The organism is Streptomyces macrolidinus (assembly GCF_023887685.1).
GTDB lineage: Bacteria > Actinomycetota > Actinomycetes > Streptomycetales > Streptomycetaceae > Streptomyces > Streptomyces macrolidinus.
Genome location: NZ_JAMWMR010000019.1, coordinates 125729 through 143890 on the forward strand (window position 1 = coordinate 125729; position 18162 = coordinate 143890).

12 protein-coding genes, 1 tRNA gene and 1 riboswitch are annotated in these 18162 nt (G+C 72.5%); of the genes, 7 read left to right on the top strand and 6 right to left on the bottom strand.

Translation table 11 applies throughout. From position 1 onward, the window contains the following. The first annotated feature begins 28 nt into the window (after nucleotides 1-28). The 3 genes from NGF19_RS20880 to NGF19_RS20890 all read left to right on the top strand — a co-directional run bounded on the left by NGF19_RS20880 (nucleotide 29) and on the right by NGF19_RS20890 (nucleotide 2820). A tRNA-Met gene (locus NGF19_RS20880) sits at nucleotides 29-102 on the top strand. A 303-nt stretch (nucleotides 103-405) separates the two neighbouring features. Next, nucleotides 406-564, top strand: a riboswitch (cyclic di-AMP (ydaO/yuaA leader). 11 nt (nucleotides 565-575) lie between these two features. Further along, nucleotides 576-1646, top strand: coding sequence for a M23 family metallopeptidase (locus tag NGF19_RS30990; RefSeq protein WP_252426576.1), 1071 nt, complete (start codon nucleotides 576-578; stop codon nucleotides 1644-1646). A gap of 229 nt (nucleotides 1647-1875) precedes the next feature. Further along, nucleotides 1876-2820, top strand: coding sequence for an aldo/keto reductase (locus tag NGF19_RS20890; protein WP_252426577.1), 945 nt, complete (start codon nucleotides 1876-1878; stop codon nucleotides 2818-2820). A 13-nt stretch (nucleotides 2821-2833) separates the two neighbouring features. On the opposite strand, the gene NGF19_RS20895 is transcribed toward NGF19_RS20890, so the two are convergent. The 4 genes from NGF19_RS20895 to NGF19_RS20910 form a co-directional block, all read right to left on the bottom strand. After that, complete coding sequence (locus NGF19_RS20895; protein WP_252426578.1) at nucleotides 2834-4165, bottom strand: PrsW family intramembrane metalloprotease; 1332 nt, start codon at nucleotides 4163-4165, stop codon at nucleotides 2834-2836. A gap of 88 nt (nucleotides 4166-4253) precedes the next feature. Next, on the bottom strand, nucleotides 4254-5108 hold the full coding sequence (gene trmB, locus NGF19_RS20900; protein ID WP_372505706.1) for a tRNA (guanosine(46)-N7)-methyltransferase TrmB: 855 nt from the start codon (nucleotides 5106-5108) through the stop codon (nucleotides 4254-4256). Between the two features lie 161 nt (nucleotides 5109-5269). Next, nucleotides 5270-6487 carry an L-2-hydroxyglutarate dehydrogenase gene (gene lhgD, locus NGF19_RS20905; RefSeq protein ID WP_252426595.1) on the bottom strand — a complete coding sequence of 406 codons (1218 nt, stop codon included), beginning with the start codon at nucleotides 6485-6487 and terminating at the stop codon, nucleotides 5270-5272. 64 nt (nucleotides 6488-6551) lie between these two features. After that, the gene (locus NGF19_RS20910) at nucleotides 6552-7976 is read right to left on the bottom strand and encodes an NsdA family TPR-like regulatory protein (protein ID WP_252426580.1); all 1425 of its coding nucleotides are present in this window, start codon (nucleotides 7974-7976) and stop codon (nucleotides 6552-6554) included. Nucleotides 7977-8650: 674 nt separating this feature from the next. Between NGF19_RS20910 and NGF19_RS20915 the strand changes: the two genes are divergently transcribed. Next, nucleotides 8651-10735 carry an asparagine synthase-related protein gene (locus NGF19_RS20915; protein ID WP_252426581.1) on the top strand — a complete coding sequence of 695 codons (2085 nt, stop codon included), beginning with the start codon at nucleotides 8651-8653 and terminating at the stop codon, nucleotides 10733-10735. Nucleotides 10736-11361: 626 nt separating this feature from the next. Here the strand turns inward: NGF19_RS20915 and NGF19_RS20920 are convergent. Next, entirely contained in the window at nucleotides 11362-12126 is a 765-nt protein-coding gene (locus NGF19_RS20920) for a TetR/AcrR family transcriptional regulator (protein ID WP_252426582.1), read from the bottom strand. A 408-nt stretch (nucleotides 12127-12534) separates the two neighbouring features. Between NGF19_RS20920 and NGF19_RS20925 the strand changes: the two genes are divergently transcribed. After that, complete coding sequence (locus tag NGF19_RS20925) at nucleotides 12535-13908, top strand: NAD(P)/FAD-dependent oxidoreductase (RefSeq protein WP_252426583.1); 1374 nt, start codon at nucleotides 12535-12537, stop codon at nucleotides 13906-13908. Between the two features lie 204 nt (nucleotides 13909-14112). Then, a complete protein-coding gene (locus tag NGF19_RS20930) occupies nucleotides 14113-15753 on the top strand; it encodes an ATP-binding SpoIIE family protein phosphatase (RefSeq protein ID WP_252426584.1) in 1641 nt (546 codons plus the stop codon). Nucleotides 15754-15828: 75 nt separating this feature from the next. On the opposite strand, the gene NGF19_RS20935 is transcribed toward NGF19_RS20930, so the two are convergent. After that, a complete protein-coding gene (locus tag NGF19_RS20935; protein WP_252426596.1) occupies nucleotides 15829-17112 on the bottom strand; it encodes an MFS transporter in 1284 nt (427 codons plus the stop codon). A gap of 164 nt (nucleotides 17113-17276) precedes the next feature. On the opposite strand from NGF19_RS20935, the gene NGF19_RS20940 reads away from it, so the two are divergent. After that, the gene (locus NGF19_RS20940) at nucleotides 17277-17825 is read left to right on the top strand and encodes a MarR family winged helix-turn-helix transcriptional regulator (RefSeq protein ID WP_252426585.1); all 549 of its coding nucleotides are present in this window, start codon (nucleotides 17277-17279) and stop codon (nucleotides 17823-17825) included. Nucleotides 17826-18162 lie beyond the last annotated feature (337 nt).

Here is an 18162-nt window from a genome sequence, read left to right on the forward strand (position 1 = left end):
CGCGGATGACGTACACTTGAATCACCGACGCGGGGTGGAGCAGCTCGGTAGCTCGCTGGGCTCATAACCCAGAGGTCGCAGGTTCAAATCCTGTCCCCGCTACTGATCGCCGAGGGCCGGAATCCGAAAGGGTTCCGGCCCTCGGCGCGTTCGCCCTTCGCACCCTTGATCACCATCAGTCACGTTGCGTAAGCGAACGGAACCGCTCCGCACAGCAACTGACGCTTCATCAGGCTCGAGAGACCGGTGACACGTGGTCAACTCGCCCTACTTCCACCGCTCGTGAGGCGAAAGTCCTGGCCAACGGGATCGATGATCTGTCCGAGCAACTTGGAATACGACCCTCGCGTCTATTAACGTTCGATAACGCAGCGCGGTCGTCCCAGCCGTCACCCGAGGCGGCTCCGTGCGCGTGTGCCGAATCCCGTAAGGGAACCGGGGAACCACCACTTTGGGGTGAATCGGGCGGATGCCGCCGTGGCAGCACGGCAGGCACAGAACCCGTAGGAGACCTTCCTGCTCCGAACCCGTCAGCTAACCCGGTAGGCGAGACGGAAGGAAAGGAGTGCGCCCGCGTGGCGTCCAACCGGTCTGCCCAGAGCACGTCGTTCGCCCCCGAGGACACCCAGCCGTACGGCTTCGCGGCCCGCGACGACGAGGGCCCCTGGGAAGAGTGGAGTCCTTCGGAGGAGTCCGTCCGCCCCGTCCGCGGCAGGCACCGCGTCGGCAAGCAGCGCGGCGGCGGCCTCGCGCGCAGCTCCACCGTTCTCGGCGTCGGCGTCATAGCCGCCGTCGGCGCGGGAGGCATGGCCACCGCGCAGACCGGCAAGCCGCCGGTGTCGATCTCCCTGCCGGACATGCCCTCGTCCCTGCCCGACATCTCCTCGGTCACGGACTCCGCCAAGTCGCTCATCGGCCAGGACGACGACACCCCCGTGGACACGGCCACCCCCCTCAGCGAGGTCGGGCTGACCAGCGCCGCCTCGGGCAGCGCGGACGCGGGCGAGGCGCTGCGCGCCCGGATCATGCAGCAGGCCGAGTCCCAGCAGGACCAGGTCGACCAGGCTGCCGCGCGTGCCGAGCAGGAGGCCGCCGCGAAGAAGGCCGCCGAGGCCGCGGCCCAGGCGCAGGACGAAGCGAAGGCCAAGGCCGCCGCCGAGAAGAAGAAGGCCGAGGAGGCCAAGAAGAAGGCGGAGGAAGAGGCCCGCAAGAAGGCCGAGGAGGAGCGCCTGGCCAAGCTGGCCAAGCAGTACTCCCTGCCGACCTCCTCGTACACGCTGACCTCCCACTACGGTGACGCCGGCAGCATGTGGTCCTCCGGCCACCACACCGGCCTCGACTTCGCCGCGCCCACGGGCACGCTCCTCAAGGCGATCCACACGGGCACCGTCACCGAGGCCGGCTGGGCCGGGGCGTACGGCTACCGCACGGTCCTCACCCTCGAGGACGGCACCGAACTCTGGTACTGCCACCAGTCCTCGATCAGCGTCAGCGTCGGGCAGAAGGTCAACACCGGCGATGTCATCGGGCGCGTGGGCGCGACCGGCAACGTGACCGGTCCGCATCTGCATCTGGAGGTCCACGCGAGCGGCGGCGACGCGATCGACCCGCTGGCGTGGCTGCAGAACAAGGGCATCAACCCCTGAGAACCAAGGGCATCGGCCCCTGAGAATCAAGGGCATCAACCCCTGAGCGCCGGGCCCGAGCCCGCACGCCTGTTCAACCTCTGATCCCCGGCGGTCCTGACGGCTACCCCCCGACGTCAGGGCTGCCGGTCACGCGTTCCCGCACCGACACCGCGCCCGCCCGCCGCGTTTACGGGAACTTTGCCCCGTACCGGAAGTGATCGATCCGATGGGGGCGTTGACTACGGTCATGACTTCTCTTCGCAAGCTCGGCTCCTCCGACATCGAGGTCTTCCCGCTCTCGCTCGGCGGCAACGTCTTCGGCTGGACCGCCGACGAGGCGCAGTCCTTCGCGGTGCTCGACGCGTACACGGCGGCCGGCGGCAACTTCGTCGACACGGCCGACATGTACTCGGCCTGGGTCGACGGCAACCAGGGCGGCGAGTCCGAGACCGTCATCGGCAACTGGACGAAGGCGCGCGGCAACCGCTCCGACGTCGTCATCGCCACCAAGGTCGGCCGGCACCCCGCGCACATGGGGCTCGCCGCCGACACCATCAAGGCCGCGGCCGACGCGTCCCTGCGCCGCCTCGGCACCGACTACATCGACCTCTACTACACGCACTTCGACGAGCCGGAGACCCCGGTCGAGGAGATCATCGGCGCGCTCGACGACCTGGTGAAGGCGGGCAAGGTGCGCGCCATCGGCGCCTCCAACATCTCCGCCGCCCGCCTCCAGGAGTCCCTGGACTTCTCCGACCGGGAGGGCCTGGCGCGGTACGTGGCGCTCCAGCCGCACTACAACCTGGTCTCCCGTGAGACGTACGAGGGGGAGCTGTCGGACGTCGCCTCTCGCGCGGGCCTCGCGGCCGTCCCGTACTACTCCCTCGCCTCCGGCTTCCTGACCGGCAAGTACCGGCCGGGCACCACGGTGGACTCCGCGCGCGCGGAAGGCGCGGGCAAGCACCTGGAGACCGAGCGCGGACGCCGCGTGCTCGCGGCCCTCGACGAGGTCGCGCAGGAGCGCAGCGCGCAGGTCGCGACGGTGGCGCTCGCGTGGCTGGCGGCACAGCCGACGGTCGTGGCACCGATCGCCTCCGCCCGTACGGTCGAGCAACTGCCCGCGCTGCTGGCGGTGCGGGACCTGACGCTGACGGACCAGGAGCTGAAGCTCCTCACGGAGGCGTCCGCGTAGCTCCGTCGAGGTCTCAGCCCTGTGAGCGGTACGGGTTGTACCCGGGGTGCCCGGCAGGGGGTGCCGTCTGCCACGCGGGTGGTGCCCCGGTCGCCGGGGTGTAACCGTAGCCCCACACCGGCCTCGGGGCCGCGGCGCGCGCGGCGTACGCCAGCGCGGGCAGCGCCACGCCCCGTCGCGCCCACATCCCGGTGAGCAACTCCCGTTCCCGTACGGCGAAGTCGGCCGCCGCCCGGCCCCGGCGCCCCTGGCGGCGCAGGAACGCCAGCGATGTCGCGTACGCCTCGTACTCCGCGACCGAGCGCGCCGCCGCCTTCCCGAAGTGGCGTCCCGCGTACTCCCGGGCCAGCTTCCGCGCCCGCATGGAGCCGAGGGCGAACGGCTCCCCGGGCCCCAGCCAGCCGGCGGCCACGTACGCGGGCAGTTCCTCGCGCACGGTCCGCAGCTCCCGCTGCCGTGTCCAGATCACCAGCCAGGTCAGGAGCCCGAACGCGGGCACCATGAACGCCCCGTACACCGCGAAGAACCCGAACTGGCCGAAGGACGCGGACCCGTTCCACAGGGAGTGCATGCTCATGGCGAGCAGCAGGCCGGCGAGCGGCACCAGGATCCGGCGTACGCGGTGGCGTTCGGACGAGAGCGCGGCGATACCGACACCGATGCCGGTGAGCACGGTGAACAGCGGATGCGCGAAGGGCGACATCACCACGCGGACGAAGAACGTCGCGGCCGTCACGGACGCCAGCCCGCGCCCGCCGCTGAGCTGGTCCGTGCCGAAGGCCGTGCCCAGATAGAGGATGTTCTCGGTGAAGGCGAAGCCGGTCGCGGTGACCCCGGCTATCACCACCCCGTCGACGATCCCGGTGAAGTCCCGCCTGCGGAAGAGGAAGACCAGCAGCACGGCGGCGGCCTTCGCGGACTCCTCGACGACGGGCGCGATGACGGTGGCGCCGAGCGTGTCGGCGTTGCTCGGATCGGCGGTCGAGGTCGCTATCCACCGGGTCGCGAAGCTGTTGGCGACGATGGCGATGAGCGCGGCGGCGCACGCGCCCCACGCGAAGGCGAAGACCAGGTTGCGCCAGGGGCCCGGCTCGACCCGGTCCAGCCAGCGGAACGCGGCGACGAGCAGCGGTACGGGCAGGACCGCGAGGCCCAGCCCGACCAGGAACCCCTCGGTGCCGGTCTGTTGCCGTACGAGGGCGAGGATGACGAGCCCGGAGAGCGCGAGCAGCGTGATCAGCGCGCCGTAGCGCACCCATCGCTTCTGCCACCAGTGCGCGGGGCGGAACAGGCCCCCTCCGGCGTCGCCTTCGGGGTGCGTCGGATACGGGAGACCGGTGACCACGGCACCGACCCTAACGAGAGGAGGCGCCGTCCCGCGATGGTGGCCGGTGAACGGGGTGATCAAGCGGCTGAACGCGGGGCGTGGGCGTTCAGTCGGCGGACGGCCGGTCCGGGTGCGGTACGCGCCGGAAGAGCAGGTCGTTCACGACGTGGCCCTTGTCCAGGCCCTGGCCCTCGAAGCGGGTCAGCGGCCGGAAGGCGGGCCGGGGCGCGTAACCGCCGTCCGGCCGGGTGTTCTCGAAGTCGGGGTGCGCGGTGAGCACTTCGAGCATCTGCTCCGCGTACGGCTCCCAGTCCGTCGCGCAGTGCACCAGCGCGCCCGGCCGAAGGCGGGTCGCGGCCAGGGTGAGGAACTCGGGCTGGATGAGGCGCCGCTTGTGGTGGCGCTTCTTGGGCCAGGGGTCGGGGAAGTAGACGCGCAGTCCGTCGAGGCAGTCGGGTGCGAGCATCTCGCGCAGCAGGATGATCGCGTCACCGTTCGCGACGCGGACGTTGGCGAGGCCCGCCCGGTCGGCGAGGGCCAGCAGATTGCCCTGGCCCGGGGTGTGGACGTCGACGGCGAGGATGTTGGTGTCCGGGGCGTCGGCGGCCATCCGCGCGGTGGCCTCGCCCATGCCGAAGCCGATCTCCAGCACGACGGGGTTGCCGTTCCCGAACAGCTCGGCGAGGTCCACGACCCGCTGCCCGTCGATGTCCAGCCCCCACCGGGACCACAGCCGCTGCAACGCGTCCGCCTGCCCGGCCGTCACCCGGCTGCGGCGCGGCTGGAAGCTGCGGATCCGCCGCTCGAAGTGCGATCCGGCGGGATCGGCCTGCGGCCCGTCGGGAAACCGCGGCTCGCCCTTGGCCCGCGACCCGCCGGGGACGCGCGGAGACAGACCACCGGCGGCGGTCTCAGGGGCAGCGGGAGCGAAGTCGAGGGAGTCAGACACAGTGCCCTCCATGGTACGGGGCCGTCGTCCGCGCCCGGGTCGTGCTGCGGTTCCGGGGGCAGGGGCCGGGCTGGTCATGGTCCAGCACCGCCCACACACTGGTCCAGCACCGCCCACACCCGTCGGGCGACCTTCCGGCCGTTGGACCGGGCGGCGGGCGGGGCGGGAGCTGTTCAGTCCCGGGCCAGCGCCGCGAGCGCCCTTCGCGCCACCTCCCGGCCGATCGGCAGTGATGCCGTGGCGGCCGGTGACGGTGCGTTCAGTACGTGTACCGTCCGCGGGCCCTCGTGGATCAGGAAGTCGTCCACCAGCGTTCCGTCCCGCAGGACCGCCTGGGCCCGCACCCCCGCGGGCGCCTGTACGAGGTCCTGCGGTCCGACCGGCGGCAACAGTCTGCGCACCGCCTCGGTGAACGCTTCCTTGGACACCGACCGCCGCAGCTCCCCGGCCCCGTACCGCCAGTGCCGCCGCGCGATCCGCCAGGCCCCCGGCCAGGCCAGCGTCGTGCCCAGCTCCCGAGGCCGCAGGACTCCCCAGTCGTACCCCTCGCGTGCCAGCGCGGGCACCGCGTTCGGCCCGATGTGGACCTCTCCGTCGATCCCCCGCGTCAGATGCACCCCGAGGAAGGGGAACGCCGGGTCCGGCACCGGATACACCAGCCCCCGCACCAGATCGGGCCGCGCCAGGGTGTAGTACTCGCCGCGGAACGGCACGATCCGCATGCCCGGGTCGTCCCCGGCCAGCCGGGCCACCTCGTCGCAGTACAGCCCCGCGCAGTTCACCAGCGCACGGGCGCGCAGGACCGTTTCGTCGCCGGTCAGTACGGCGACGCCGCGCGCGGGGCGCCGGTCGATCCGGACGACCTCGCTGCCGTACCGCAGCTCCGCCCCCGAGATCTCGCCGAGCTGCCGGGCGACCGCCGTGTAGTCGCAGATCCCCGTGGTCCCGACGTGGAGGGCGGCGAGGCCCCGCACCTCGGGCTCGTACTCCGCGATCTGCGCCGGGCCCAGCTCCCGCACTGCGATGCCGTTCTCCCGGCCGCGCTGCGCGAGCGCGTGCAGCCGGGGGAGTTCCGCCCGGTCGGTCGCGACGATCAGCTTGCCGGTGACCTCGTGGGGGATGCCGTACTCCGCGCAGAAGGCCACCGTCTCGGCGGCGCCCCGCACCGCGTAGCGCGCCTTGAGCGAGCCGGGGCGGTAGTAGATCCCGCTGTGGACGACCCCGCTGTTGCGTCCCGTCTGATGGCGGGCGGGGCCGGGCTCCTTCTCCAGGACCGTCACCCGCGTGCCGGGCGCGGCACGCGTGATCGCATACGCCGTCGACAGGCCGACGATTCCGCCGCCGACCACCAGCACATCGCAGTCGTACGCGATCCTGGGCACCTGCTCCACCTCCCGGTCCCGATAGTGCACTGCGCCACCGACAGTGCCCTCAAACCCCAGGAGGCGGCGTGGCTCAGGCCGGAGTCATCAGCAGCGGCCGGGCGCGCTCGCGCAGCTCGGCCACGCGCGGTTCGTCGCCGTACGGCTCCAGCCGGTGCAGCAGATCGCGCACGTACTCGGTGGTGCGCGCCGACGATATGCGCCCGGCGACCTCCACGGCCCGCACGCCCTGCTCGCACGCCGCGTCAAGATTGCCCGACTCCAGCTCGGCGACCGCGGACACCACCAGGCGCAGCCCGTGCGAGCGCACGAACTCCTCCGTGGGGCGGGACAGCGCCTGCTCGGTGAAGCGACGCACCTGGCGGGGGGCCTTGAGGTCGCGGTAGCACTCGGCGGCGTCGGCCGCGAAGCGGTCGTAGGAGTAGAAGGCGAGCCAGGAGGGGTCGTTGTCGCCGTCGCGGGAGCGCTCCAGCCAGTTCTCGGCGTCCTTCAGGGCCGCGCCGGCCGCCTGGGCGTCACCCGCGCGGGCGTGCGCGCGGGCCTCGACTAGCCGGAAGAAGCTCATGGTGCGCGCGGTGGCCAGACCGCGGTTGCGCTCCAGGGCGGCCTGCGCGAGGTCGACGCCCTCGTCACCGAAGCCGCGGTAGGTCGCCTGGAGCGACATCGTGGCGAGCACATAGCCGCCCAGCGGGACGTCGGCGGCGGCGCGCGCGAGGCGCAGCGCCTGGATGTAGTAGCGCTGGGCGGCCTCCTGCTGTCCCGTGTCGAAGGCCATCCAGCCTGCCAGGCGCGTCAGTTCGGCGCTCGCACCGAACAGGGCCCGGCCCACCTCGTCGGAGTAGGAGCCGAGCAGCAGCGGGGCGGCCTCCACCCGTAAGCACTCGGGCACCATCGACGAACGCCAGTCGCCGCCCCCGTACTTGGAGTCCCAGCGGCTGGCGTCCTCCGCGGCCTCGCGGAGCTTCTGCACATCGCTGTGGCCGACCTTCAGCGCCGCGCCGGGGCCGTCGGCGAGGCCGGGCTCGCGCGCCACCGAGCTGTCGGCCGGGGTGATCAGCCAGCGGGAGGCGGGGGTCGCGTAGGCGCTGACCGCGAACGACCCGGCCAGCGACTGCCAGATGCCGCCGCTGCCGGCCCGGCGCCCGGCGAGGTCGAGGCGGTACAGCTCGGTCGCCGACTTCACCGCCTGAGCCAGGTCCCGGGGGAAGGTGAGGCCCACTTCGGGCGCGGGGTCCGCGTCCGCCAGACCGATCTCGTGGAGCGGTACGGGGCGCCCGAGCTTCTGGCCGATGGCCGCGGCGATGAGATGCGGGGCGGCGCCCTGCGGCACCATGCCCTTCGACACCCAGCGCGCCACCGAGGTCTTGTCGTAGCGAAGAGTCAACCCGCGCTGTGCGCCAAGGTCGTTGACGCGCCGGGCGAGTCCTGCGTTGCTGATTCCCGCGAGGGCGAGAACCGCGCCGAGCTTCTCATTCGGCTCGCGTTGCTCCCTGGACATGCGCCACCCCTCGACACAGACGGCTGCCGCGGTGTTGGCATAACCTCGCGGCATTCGTAAACCCAGCGTAGTTCCCCGCATCCCATGCGTTAAGGGGCGAAAATCCGGATGGCGGGATTGTGGTACGTACCTCTGTACGGAGTGTCGTCACGTGCTCCCGATGTGTGGCCGTGCGCCCGTCCGTGCGCTCTTCTGCGGGCGCCCGCGGAACGGTTCGATGGGCGGTGCGTGGGTCGGCCCGCTGTACTGGATCCAGCGGGCTGGGGGACACCGCCGCCTTCATCCCCGCGGGCGGCGGACCAGTCCGGGAGGCGAACTCCGCCTCCCGGACTGTGCGTTGGAGGTCCCTGTACGGAGCGTGCCCAACTCGGCCCAGGCTCAGTCGAATTGGCCGAAAGTCGACGACGAGGGGCGCGGGCGATCAAGGCTCCGACCACGTCTCTTGAGGGCGCGAAGGGCGTTCGAGGGGAGCGTATCGGGGGCGCATTCGCGTCGTCGACCCGCCTCAACAGGCGCTTCCGCAGCAGGAGTTCACCAGCTCACGACGGTCCCCGCAGGGGCGCGCCACAGGGCGCGCGAGCGGTCGCAGACGCCCTCCGGTGCGCAATCTTCGTGGCAGCATGGGAGCCGTTCGTGCGGTGCACTGGTTGTCCACAGCCTGTGGAGGCGTTTCGATGCGGTGGTTGGTGGGGTGGAGCAGCGCTGCCGCGGGGGCCGCTGTGTCCAGCGCCGCCGGGGCCACCGGATACGACGGCGAGAGCGTGCGCCCGGTGGGTGCCCAACTGCTGTGGGGCGACCCCGATCCGCTGTGGGCGGTCGGCGACTGGCGCCCCGACGAGGTGCGCGTGGTGAAGGCCGACGCGCAGACCCGGATCGCGGTTCTCGGCACCTGCGGGGCGTCCGACGAGGAGTTGCGCGTCGGTCTGTTCGCGGCCCGCGGAGGGGCGTTGCGCCATCTGACGGCCTGGTCCGGCGGCTACACCGCCGTCGTCCAGGTGGGCCGAAGGATCACCGTGTGCGGCGATCTGGCCGGTGCGCGGCCGGTGTTCCACGCCCCCTGGGCCGGCGGCACCGCCTACGCGACCGCCGCCCTGCCGCTCGCCGACCTGATCGAGGCCAACCTCGACTTCGGGCACCTGGCGGCGCTGCTGGCGGCCCCCGACGTCCCGGCCGCGGTGCACGACTCGACGCCGTACGACGGCGTGCGCCGCATTCCGCCGGGGCACGCGCTCATCCTGCGCACGGGGGCGCGGGAGATCGCCGGGTACGAGCCGGTCGCCTCCCTCGCGGTCTCGGCGCCGCCCGCGGATCCCGCCGCCGCGGTGGACGCCGTGCGCGACGCCCTCGTCGACGCCGTCCGCACACGCCTGTCGGCACCACGGCATGTCCCGGGCACGGGCATCGATCCGGGGCCCGTGCCCGGCATGGGGCCCGCCGAACGGCGCGCCGCGCGCGGGATGCCGGTCCCGGGGATCGGCGCCGACCTCTCCGGAGGACCGGCCTCGGGCACGCTCGCGCTGCTCGCCGCCGGGCTGCCCGGTATGCCCGGCACGGTCCTGGGCCATGGCACAGGCGCCGGGGAACGCCTGCTGGCCGTCACCTTCAACGACCTTGCCGTGGGCGGGCGCGAGGCCGAACTGGAGCGGGCGGGCGCGCTGGCGGCCAACCCCCGGCTGCACCACGTGGTGGTGGCCGGCGGCGAGGAGGCGCTTCCGTACGCCGATCTGGAGGCGCCGCTGACGGACGAGCCGGGCCCCTCGCTGGTGACGGCGGGCAGGCACCGCGCGCGCCTGGCGTCGGGCAGCGCCGACCACTTCACGGGCCATGGCGCGCGCCAGGTCCTGGACGCGCACCCGGCCCGCCTCGCCGACCTGCTGATGGATCGCAAGCGACGCCATCTCGTGCGCCCGGTGGCCGCGTTGGCGAAGGCCGACGGCTCGGTCCTGGTGCCCGCGCGCGTGTACGGCGCGGCGCGGAGGCTGGCCCGTACGCCGTACCGGGCCGGGATCGAGGGACTCGCCGACCGGCTGATGCGGCGCAGGTTCGAGGAGCCCGGGGGCGCCGTCGGGGCGTCGCTCGCGGCGCTCACCTGGGCCGGACCGGGTCCGGCGGCACGCTGGCTGACCGGTGAGGCCCTCGCCGAAGTATCGGTTCGTCTTCAGGCGGCCACGGGTCGGGCGGGCGTCGGTCCGGGGCAGCTTCCGGGCGACTTCCGCGCGCGGGCGGCCCTGGCCCGGCACGCGGCGGATCTCCGCGTCCTCGAACAGGCCTCCGAGGTCCGCTCCCAGCGGCTGCACGCGCCCTTCCTGGACAACCAGGTCGTCCGCGCGTGCCGAGAGCTTCCCGGCGCGCTGCGGGTGCGGCCGGGGGCACGGGCCGCGATCCTGCGCACGGTGCTGGAAGGCGCGGGCGTCGGCGGGCTGCCCCCGGGCTGGGGCACCCCCTCGCACGGCTCCTCGGCCGCCGCGGCCCGCACGGGTCTGCGGCTGGCCGCGAACTCGCTGATCGCCCTGTTCGACACCCCGCTGCTGGCGGAGGCGGGCCTGGTGGAGGCCAGGGTGGTCCGCAAGGCGGTCCGGGCCGCCGCGGAGGGCGCACCGCTTCCGCTGGACGGCCTCGCGGACCTGGTCTCCCTCGAACTCTGGCTGCGCCGCCTCCTGTCCCGCCGAGGCACCTGCTGGACAGGCACCCCGGCCCGCACCCGCGCCGTACCAGAGGGAATCGCGACACGGGGCCGAGCACTGGGCGCAGGGGCATAACAGCCCCTCAGGCCGCCTCCCACGCCCGGCGTCTCCGTCACCGACGCCGGGCCTCAGCCACTCGCCCACTTCACGCCGGGCGTGACGGCAGGGACTCCCGGCGGGGATTGCCGTATACGGGGCCGAGCACTGGGCGTGGGGGGCGTCACTGCCCGCCAGGACCCTGCCCCGTGCTCGGCGGGCCCGTCGCTGGCGCCAGGACTCAGACGCCGCCTGCCGCACACCCGTCCGCGCCCGCGCTGTACAGACGGGAGTCGCCGTACCGAGCCGGGACTGAACGCGGGAGCGTAACGGCCGTCAGGCCTCGTCCGCGTCCGGCGGGTCGCCGCCCTGAAGGCGCAGTCGGCCGCCCGTCTTGCGTCAGGCGTGTCCGCAGGTACTCCCGGTAGGGGTTGCCGTACGGGGCCGGGCCGCGGGCGTGGGAGCGTAACGGCCGTCAGGCCTCGTCCGCGTCCGGCGGGTCGCCGCCCTGAAGGCGCAGTCGGCCGCCCGCCTTACGCCGGGCGTGACCCGCAGGCACTCTCGGTGGGGACCGCCGTACGGGGCCGGGCAGCGGGCGCGGATGCGTAACGGCCCGTCAGGGCCTCTCCCGCGCCTGCTGGCCAAGGCTCAGCCGGCCGTCCGGCTCACGCCGGGCGTGAGCGCAGGCCCTCCAGGAGGATGTCGAGCAGGCGGGTCGAGGCGGCTGCCTGCTGGGCGGCGTCCGGGAGCAGGGGGGCGGCCGTCGCTATCACCAGCAGTACGTCCGACACCGCCACGTCCGCGCGCAGTTCACCCGCCGCGCGGGCCCGCTCCACCAACTGCCCGACGACGTCCAGCAGGGTCGTCGCGCCCGCGTCGTCCGGCTCCGCCGACCGCTGCCCGACCAGCCGCAGCTCGCCGGCCGGCTGGGTCCGCTGCTGGGGCAGCCGGGCCTCGTCCGCCGATGCCCCGCCCGACTCCTCGGGCCCCGCTTCGACGACGCCCACCCGCAGCACCTGCGGCGGCAGCAGCCGTCCCGCGCCCGACGCCACCGACATGCGCAGGAAGCGCGAGAGCGCCGACCACGGCTCGTCCTCCTCGCTGAGCGCCGCCCGCGCCTGCCCGGTCAGCCGGGCGGTCTCCTCCTCGGCTATCCGGCGCACCAGGACGTCCTTGCTCGGGAAGCGCCGGTACACCGTGCCGACACCGACCCTCGCGCGCCGCGCCACGTCCTCCATCGGCGCGCCGTACCCCAGCTCGCCGAAGACCTCGCGCGCCGCGCGCAGTACGTGCTCCAGATTGCGCTGTGCGTCCACGCGCAGCGGCGTCGTCCGCGGGCCGTCCCCGCGTCCGTCACCCGCCGCCGCGTCCATCGCGTCGGCCGGTGCCACGGCGGACGCGGATGACCAGTGAGTGTTCTGCATGTGCATAAGCGATCCCCCGGTAATGACGTCTCCCCCCGGAGACACTTCCCGTCATCGGAAGCCGGAGCGTAGGAACAAGCGCCGTCGCGTGACCGGGGCCGCCCGTCGCGGACCCGATCGAACCCATCCCCCTACACCCCGTCGTCACACGAACATAGTTGAGGGAGGGGCAATTCAGAAGGGGCTGGTTCCGCACGGAGCGCCCCCCGATCGGAGTACGGGCCGCTTACCTCCTGATTACGCCCCCTAACGCCACCCCACGCACCCCATCTGACCTGCGCCCTTTCCCCGGACTCCAGCACACCCGCCCACGCTGCCCGCCACCCGCGCCCGGTCACACAATTTGCCGGGCCTGTGGACAAACTTGAGAGACGGGTGCGTCATGGGATGGTGACGGCTGCGATCCATCGGGCGATGGCCCCCGAACCCCGCACGTGCGTACGCGTCCTCGTCATCGGTGGCGGCTACGTCGGCCTGTACACGGCCCTGCGCCTGCAACAGAGGCTGAAGGCGGAGATCAGGAAGCGCGAAGCCGAGATCGTGGTGGTCTCGCCCGAGCCGTACATGACGTACCAGCCGTTCCTGCCCGAGGCGGCGGCCGGCGCCATCTCGCCGCGCCACGTGGTCGTCTCCCTGCGCCGCGTCCTCGCGGACTGCCAGATCGTCGTCGGCGAGGCCACGTCCATCGACCACGCCCGCCGCACCGCCACCCTCTCCACGCCCGCCACCGAGGAGAACGGCCGCACCGAACAGCTCTCCTACGACGAACTCGTCCTGGCCCCGGGCTCCGTCTCGCGCACCCTGCCGATCCCCGGCCTCGCCGAGCACGGCATCGGCTTCAAGACCGTCGAGGAGGCCATCGGCCTGCGCAACCACGTCCTCGAGCAGATGGACATCGCCTCCTCCACCCGCGACCCAGCCCTCCGCGACGCGGCCCTCACCTTCGTCTTCGTGGGCGGCGGATTCGCCGGCGTGGAGGCGCTCGGCGAACTGGAGGACATGGCCCGCTACGCCGCGCGGTACTACCACAACGTCAAGCCCGAGGACATGAAGTGGATCCTCGTGGAGGCCTCCGACCGCATCCTCCCGGAGGTCGGCGCGGAGATGGGCCGCTACACCGTCACCGAGCTGCGCCGCCGCAACATCGAGGTGCGTCTGAAGACCCGCCTCGAGTCGTGCGCCGACCGGACCGTCGTCCTCTCCGACGGCGCGCGCTTCCCCGCGCGTACGGTCGTGTGGACGGCCGGGGTGAAGCCGCACCCGGTGCTCGCGGCCACCGACCTGCCGCTGAACGGCCGCGGACGCCTGAGGTGCACCCCTCGACTCGGCGTGGACGGCGTCGCACACGCGTGGGCCGCGGGAGACGCGGCGGCCGTCCCCGACGTCACCGCCAAGGAGCCGGGCCGGGAGACCGCCCCCAACGCCCAGCACGCCCTCCGCCAGGCCAGGGTCCTCGGCGACAACATCGTGCACGCGCTGCGCGACGAGCCCCTGGAGACGTACGCACACAAGTACGTCGGCTCGGTCGCCTCCCTGGGACTGCACAAGGGCGTCGCGCACGTCTACGGACGCAAGCTGAAGGGCTACCCCGCCTGGTTCATGCACCGCGTCTACCACCTCAGCAGGGTGCCGACCTTCAACCGCAAGGCGCGTGTCCTGGCCGAATGGATCCTGGCGGGGCTCTTCACAAGGGAGATCGTCTCGCTCGGATCACTCGAACATCCCCGAGCGGAGTTCGAACTCGCGGCCGGTGGAAAGGCTTCAGGGGACCCGAAGGGGTCGTTCTGAGCGGATGCAGGAACTCTGCCGGAGGCACGGGCGTCCAACGGGTGTCGGTCCGGTCGGCCAGACTGGTCCACGCCCCGGGGCGGGCCGGCACCCACCCCGGCACATCCACAAGGAACTCCCCCTGCGGCACCCCTGGGCGCAGGCCCCGGACCCCCGACAGGATCCGGAGCCGGCCGGAGACGACAACGACAAGGCAAGGAATCGGTGAACTTCACGCGCTGGAGCGCCCGGCTCCCCGGAACACAGCGCCGCGCCGCAGCGCGGACCGAGCACACGGTCTCCACGGACCGGCGGGGAGACGGCTCCGTACCCGCGGCCCGCGGTGAGCGGCTCACCGACGACCCGCCGAGCGTGCCCGCCGTCGACGACCTGCCCGTACGCGAGGTCCTCGACCGCGTCCCGGCCCTCGTCGCCCTGGTGCACGGCCCCGACCACCGCATCGCGTACGTGAACGACGCCTACGCGGCGGCCTTCGGCACCCGCCCCGTCGGCGAACCCGCGTGTGAGGCGCTGCCCGAGCTGGACCGGCTCGGCCTCCTCCCCCTCCTCGACCAGGTCCTGCGCAGCTCCAAGCCGCGCACGGTCAAGTCCCGCAAGGCACCCGACGGCCGGTCCTACACGTTCACGTGCACCCCCGTGGACCTGCCCGACGACGCGGCCGGGGGCGTGCTCGTCTTCGCCACCGACGTCACAGACCATGCCGAGGCCGCCGAACGGCTGCGCGCCAGCGAGCGCGAACAGCGCGAGACCGCGGTGACCCTCCAACGCTCCCTGCTGCCCCAGGAGCTGGAGCAGCCCGACGACCTGCGCATCGCCGCCACCTACCAGCCCGGCGGTACGGAAGCCGCGGTCGGCGGCGACTGGTACGACGTGATCACCCTGGGCGGTGGCCGCACGGCCCTGGTCATCGGCGACGTGATGGGCCGGGGCGTCCGGGCGGCTGCCGTGATGGGCCAGCTCCGTACGGCCGTCCGCGCCTACGCCCGCCTCGACCTGCCCCCGCACGAGGTCCTCCAACTCCTCGACGGCCTCGCCGCAGAGATCGACGCCAACCAGATCGCGACCTGCGTGTACGCCGTTCACGACCCGAACGAGGGCCGGCTGGTGTACGCGTCGGCGGGCCACCTCCCGATCCTGGTGCGCGACGAGAACGGCGACGTGCTGCGCGCCGACGAACCCACCGGACCACCGCTCGGCACAGGCGGCTGGATCCACACATCGGGCTCAGTGCCGCTGGCACCCGGCTCCACCGCGGTCCTCTACACGGACGGCCTGGTCGAGCGCCGGGACGCGGACCTGGACGAGGGCATCGCCGCCCTGGAGAACGCGCTCGCCGGTGCCACGGGCACACCCCAGGTGATCTGCGACCGCCTGCTCCGCTCCGCGGGCGTCACCGCGGGACACGACGACGACGTGGCGGTCCTGGTCCTCCAGCACCCGGCGCGTACGGGCCCGGACGGCGAACTCTTCCGCAACGCCGCTCTGGAACTGCTCGGCGGGGTGGAGGCGGCGCCACGCGCGCGTGCCTTCGCCTCCGGCGTCCTGACGAGCTGGCGCTTCCCGCCCGAGCTGCATGATCTGGGCGTGCTGGCGGCAAGCGAACTGGTCGCGAACTCCCTGCAGCACGGGACCCCGCCGATGCGGCTGCGCCTGCGGCGCACCGACCGGCGGCTGATCATCGAGGTGACGGACGGGGACGACCATCTGCCCCGCCGCCGACGCGCGGAGCCCGCGGACGAGGCGGGCCGCGGGATCGCGATCGTGGCGACCATCGCCGCCGGTTGGGGCTCGCGGCGGACACCGGGAGGCGGCAAGGCGGTGTGGTGCGAGTTCACCCTGCCGTGAACAGCCGAGGGTCCGGGGACCGAGGCACCCACGCCTCGCACCCCCGGACCCCGGCAGCCCGAACGGGCCCCGTCCTCACACGCCGGACGGGCTGACCTCCGCACGCTCCGACAGAGCGGCCGTCCCCTGCGTCACCACCCGGCTCTTGGCCGACGGCTGGTCCTGCGCCGGCGTGAGATGCCGCCCGAGCCGGAGCGCCAGGACCGTGATGCCCAGCGAGCACAGCAGGAACGTGACGACGTACGGGCCGGGCAGCGACGCGGCCAGCGGACCGCCGATGGCCGGACCCACCGCGAGAGCGAGCTGCTTCACCAGGGCGAAGGCCGAGTTGTACTGACCCGCGAGCCCCGTCGGCGCCAGATCCGCGACCAGCGGAGCGACCGTGGGCGACAGCAGCGCCTCACCGAGCCCGAAGAGCCCGTACGTCGAGATGAACGTCGCGGTGGCCATGGCCCGGCTGCCGTGCCCCAGCCCCGCGTACGCCGCGGCGGCCCAGGCGACGGCCCAGATGAGTCCCACGGACGCGATCACCCGGGTCCGCTTCTTGCGCTCCACGAACCGCAGCACCGCGAACTGCGCGACGACGATCACGGCCGTGTTGGCCGCCAGCGCCGTGCCCAGCGTGGACGGCGCGATCCCGGCCGCCTCGACACCGTAGGCGCTCAGCCCCGACTCGAACTGCCCGTAGCAGGCGAAGAACAGCACGAAGCCCAGGACGCACAACTGCACCATCGCCCGGTTCTCCAGCAACTGCTTCCAGCTCGCCTTGCCGCCCTGAGGCGCGGCGTCGTCGAGCTTCGGAGCGCGCGGCATCCGCACCGTCGCCATGACCCCGACGAGCAGCAGGAACATCGCCGCCTCGATCGCGAACAGCAGCGTGAAGGACATCGCCCTCGACGTGTCGACGAGATGGCCGCCGATCAATCCGCCGACACCGAGGCCCAGGTTCTGCAGGAAGAACTGCATGGCGAACGCCCGCGACCGCGTCTCCGCCGTCGAGCAGTCCACGATCATCGTGGCCAGCGCCGGCTGCATCACGGCCTGCCCCGCACCGAGCAGCGCCGCCGAGAGCAGCACGGCCGAAGCGCCGCTCGCGAGACCCAGGCTCAGCGCGCCGACGGCGGCGGTGACCAGCGAGGCGAGCAGCACCGGCAGCGGGCCGCGCCGGACGATGGCCCGCCCGGCGAACGGGAGCACGACGAGCGCGGCGACGGCGAAGACGGCGAGTACGAGACCCGCCGTCACAGCACCGAGATTCCGCACCTGCGCCACATAGACGTACAGATACGGAACGGTGAAGCCGAGGCCGAACGCGCTGAGTGCGTTGCCCACATGAACCCGGCGCATCGCTGCGCCCATTGCCCTGGTCACGTTCACCTGCCTTAGGAGAGAGGGGCCGCGGGAGACAGGACGTCTTACCCCTGAAGCGGTTAACCCTGAAGACTTCGAAGCTAAAGTTAGATCCTAAACAGTATACGTCCAAGGACTTCGATGCCAAGCCGACGCGTGCCATACTGCGGGCCATGGGCGATACATACGGCGTCAGCGAGCCGACCCTCGAGGAACAGATCGCCGCCTACCAGCGCGAGTTCCAGGACCTGGACCCCCAGGTCGAGAAGATCGTCTCGGCGCTGTCCCGCCTCAACCGCCGTATGAACGTCGCCTACGGCCGCCAGACCTCCGCGCTCGGCATCAGCAACGCCGAGTGGGAGGTACTCAAGGCACTGGTCCTGTCCGGAGCCCCCTATCAACTGGGGCCGAGCGACCTGGCCAAGCGGCTCGGGCTGACGCCGGCCGCGATGACCCACCGCATCGACCGCATGGTGAGCGAGGGGCTGGTCACCCGGGAGCGCGACGAGGCCAACCGGGTCCGCGTGATCGTCGAGCTGACCGCGGACGGCCGTGAGAAGTGGCTGGAGGCGATGCGCCTGGCCACGGTGTTCGAGGAGGACCTGCTCCAGGACCTCTCTCCCGAGGAGCGCGTCGTCCTGGGCGAGGCGCTGACCCGCCTGCTCCGCCGCGTGGAGCACGCCCAGCCGGACGCGGGCGGCCGGCTCAGCGACCTCGACTGACCGTCCACCGACGGTTTGCCGACGCTTCACCCCGGGCAGGCTTGACAGCCCACCCTCGGATCCGTAGTGTTCTCCGAGTTGCCACGGGACCGTAACGGTTCTACGAGAACGCATTCGCCGCGCTAGCGGCAACCAAACCACTCAGCACGATCGCCCGACAGGGTTGAATTCGCATGCTCGAATTCAATTCGAATCGGCTTCGACGAGCCCTGATCCACTCGATTGGGAATCGCGGAAGAGATCCGCTAAGGTTTGGGACGTCGGAACGGCCCAGCGGCCGGGAAGACAAGCCCCGCTGACGGGGAATCAGGGCCGAAAGGATCTGATAGAGTCAGAA

Bases quoted from the DNA above. Each gene is read 5' to 3' on its own strand.
- trmB (WP_372505706.1), bottom strand. From the start codon at position 5,108: ATGGAGGGCACTGTGTCTGACTCCCTCGACTTCGCTCCCGCTGCCCCT.
- NGF19_RS20925 (WP_252426583.1), top strand. From the start codon at position 12,535: ATGGCCCCCGAACCCCGCACGTGCGTACGCGTCCTCGTCATCGGTGGC.
- NGF19_RS20910 (WP_252426580.1), bottom strand. From the start codon at position 7,976: ATGTCCAGGGAGCAACGCGAGCCGAATGAGAAGCTCGGCGCGGTTCTC.
- NGF19_RS20890 (WP_252426577.1), top strand. From the start codon at position 1,876: ATGACTTCTCTTCGCAAGCTCGGCTCCTCCGACATCGAGGTCTTCCCG.
- NGF19_RS20940 (WP_252426585.1), top strand. From the start codon at position 17,277: ATGGGCGATACATACGGCGTCAGCGAGCCGACCCTCGAGGAACAGATC.
- NGF19_RS20920 (WP_252426582.1), bottom strand. From the start codon at position 12,126: ATGCACATGCAGAACACTCACTGGTCATCCGCGTCCGCCGTGGCACCG.
- NGF19_RS20915 (WP_252426581.1), top strand. From the start codon at position 8,651: ATGCGGTGGTTGGTGGGGTGGAGCAGCGCTGCCGCGGGGGCCGCTGTG.
- NGF19_RS20935 (WP_252426596.1), bottom strand. From the start codon at position 17,112: ATGGGCGCAGCGATGCGCCGGGTTCATGTGGGCAACGCACTCAGCGCG.